Raw genomic sequence first — 2,389 nt, 5'->3', positions numbered from 1 at the left:
CTTCGCGTTCACCCGGGTTCCCCCACATGCCGCATCCGGCGTAACCCGGTAACCCCTTCGGCCGTTTCCGGGCAGTATGCCCGCGCCGACACAAGGATGTCCCTTGCCCCGGTTCAGTGTCATTGTCCCCGCGTACCAGGTGCAGGCATATCTGCACGAGTGCATGGCATCCGTCCTCGAACAGTCCTTCACCGACCTTGAGTTGATCGCGGTGGACGACTGCTCACCCGACGCCTGCGGCGCGATCATCGACGAGTTCGCAGCCGCCGACCCCCGTGTGCGGGCCGTCCACCTCAAGGAGAACGTGGGCCTCGGCCGGGCCCGCAACGCCGGTATGCGGTACGCGACCGGCGACTACCTGATCTTCCTGGACGGTGACGACACCCTCACCCCGGACGCCCTGCGGGCCATCGCCGACCGCGTCAAGGAGACCGGCGACCCGGACGTCCTGGTCTACGACTACGCGCGCACCTTCTGGTCGGGAGAGACGGTACGCAACGTACAGGCGGGCCAGCTCACCGAGAACGCGCCGGCGCCGTTCACGCTCGACGACCGTCCGGGGCTGCTGAAGCTCCTCATGGTCGTGTGGAACAAGGCGTACCGCCGGGAGTTCATCGCCGGGGAGGGCTTCGCCTTCCCGCCCGGCTACTACGAGGACACCCCCTGGACGTCCCCGGTCCTGATGGCCGCCGGGACGATCGCGACGCTCGACCGCGTATGCGTCCACTACCGGCAGCGCCGCCAGGGGAACATCCTCGGCACGGTCAGCAACAAGCACTTCGACATCTTCGACCAGTACGACCGGGTCTTCGCGCATCTCGACGCGCACCCCGAACTTGCGCGCTGGCGGCCGGTCCTGTTCCGCCGCATGGTCGACCACCTGTCGGCCGTGTTCCTCAAGCGCGACCGGGTGCCGCACGGCTCCCGCGCCCTGTTCCTGCGCAAGGCCCGTGCCCACTACGTCCGTTACCGCGTACCGGCCGCCGACGTCCCGTCCGAGAACCGGCTGCGGCACGCGCTGGTACGCCTGGGCAGTCACCGCACCTACCGGACACTGTGGGCGGCGGTGCGGATCGAGCGAGGCGTCACGCGGCTCACCGGGGCGCTGGCCCGGACCCTCCGCACGGCCGCGCTCCGGCTGCACTACAAGGTCCAGCTCCGGCTTCCCGTCCGCGCCGACCAGGCCGTGTTCGCCAGCCACGGGGGACGCGGCCACGGCTGCAACCCGGGGGCACTGGAGTCCGCGTTCCGGACGTACGCGCCGGACGTGCGCACCGCGTGGATCGCGCGGCCCGAGTTCCACCACACGATCCCGACGGCGACCCGCCGGCTGACACCGGGCACCGCCGCGTACTGGACGGCGCTCGCCCGCTCCAAGTACCTCGTGAACAACGCCGACTTCGACCGCCGGCTGGTCAAGCGCCCCGGCCAGGTCCTCGTCCAGACGCAGCACGGCACACCGCTCAAGCACATGGGCCTGGACCTCCAGGAACGCCCGGCCGCGGCCCGCGGCACGGACTTCACCGCCCTGCTGCGCGACGCCGACCAGTGGGACTACTGCCTGTCCGCAAACCGCCACTCCACCCTCGTCTGGGAGCGCGTCTTCCCGTCCGGCTACACGACACTGGAGTACGGCCAGCCGCGCAACGACCGGTTCCAGCAGGCGAGTTCGACCGACGTGGCCCGGCTGCGCGAGAACCTCGGCATCCCCGAGGGCGCGGTCGCCGTCCTGTACGCGCCCACGCACCGCGACTACCAGCGCACCCAGCGCACCGCGCTCGACCTGGAGCGGGTGCTGCGCCAGCTCGGCCCGCGCTTCGTCCTGCTGGCCCGCGCGCACCACGCGTACGGGGCTCCGCTCGCGAGGAGCTCCGGCCGCCTCATCGACGTGTCGGACCACCCGAGCGTCGAGTCCCTGTGCCTCGCCTCGGACGCGCTCATCACCGACTACTCCTCCCTGATGTTCGACTACGCGGGCCTCGACCGGCCGATCGTGATCCACGCGGACGACTGGGAAGCGTACGAGGCGGCCCGCGGCACGTACTTCGACCTGCGCGCGTTCCCGCCCGGCGCGGTGGCGCGCAACGAGGACGAGCTGATCGACATCTTCGCGACCGGGCACTGGCGGGGGTCCCGCTCCACGCAGCTCCGGTCGGCGTTCCGGGACCGCTTCTGCCCGTACGACGACGGGCACGCGGCCGAGCGGGTCGTGCGCCGAGTCGTCCTCGGCGAAATGGCGGGGCTCCCGGCGGTGGTGCCGCTCGCCGACCGCCACCCCGTGCCCTCGGCGGCGGACCAGTCGCCTTCCGCCCCACTCGCCAGCGTGCCGACGCCTGCGGGCCAGGCCCCTTGTCTTTAGGGCTCGGGCCCACTTTCAGGGGCGCGGGGA

Annotated in this window: 1 protein-coding gene; it reads left to right on the top strand. The window is 71.4% G+C overall.

Annotation, left to right across the window (positions count from 1 at the left end):
* Positions 1–103: 103 nt before the first annotated feature.
* Complete coding sequence (locus AOK17_RS36040; RefSeq protein ID WP_055616815.1) at positions 104–2,359, top strand: bifunctional glycosyltransferase/CDP-glycerol:glycerophosphate glycerophosphotransferase; 2,256 nt, start codon at positions 104–106, stop codon at positions 2,357–2,359.
* Positions 2,360–2,389 lie beyond the last annotated feature (30 nt).

The organism is Streptomyces phaeochromogenes (assembly GCF_001418655.1).
In the GTDB taxonomy this organism is placed as follows: Bacteria; Actinomycetota; Actinomycetes; order Streptomycetales; family Streptomycetaceae; genus Streptomyces; species Streptomyces phaeochromogenes.
This window is presented reverse-complemented; position numbering and strand designations above follow the sequence as displayed.